This is a genomic window from Desulfopila inferna, assembly GCF_016919005.1.
Lineage (GTDB): Bacteria > Desulfobacterota > Desulfobulbia > Desulfobulbales > Desulfocapsaceae > Desulfopila_A > Desulfopila_A inferna.
On the sequence record NZ_JAFFQE010000051.1, the window covers coordinates 1 to 419 of the forward strand.

The 419-nt window shown below is 62.1% G+C and carries 1 protein-coding gene; it reads right to left on the reverse strand.

Annotated elements, in window-relative coordinates; genetic code table 11:
* Window positions 1-419 (reverse strand): cation:dicarboxylate symporter family transporter (locus JWG88_RS21400; protein ID WP_205235851.1); only part of this gene is annotated, 419 nt, incomplete at both ends.

The window sequence follows — 419 nt, forward strand, 5'->3', positions numbered from 1 at the left end:
GCGCCGTACTTGCCGACGGTAAAGGCCACCGCGCCCAGCACGCCCAGCGGCGCCAGGCGGATGATCACGGCCATCATGCGGAACAGCACATGGGAGAGCTGATCGATCAGGTTGACCAGCGGCTTGGTCCGCTCTCCCAGCAGCGAGAGGGAGCAGCCGAACAGGATCGACACCAGCAGCACCTGCAGGATGTCGCCCTTCACGAAGCCGCTGACGAACGTATCGGGAATCAGCTTGAGGAAGAACGCTGCAACGCCAGTCGATTCCACCTGCTTGGCGGTCGTCATGTACGACGCCATGGCCGCCGGATCGAGCGATTTCGGATCCACATTCATGCCGTGGCCGGGCCCGAACAGATAGGCCAGTGCAATGCCCAGCGCCAACGCAATCGTCGTGACGATTTCAAAGTAGATGACGGC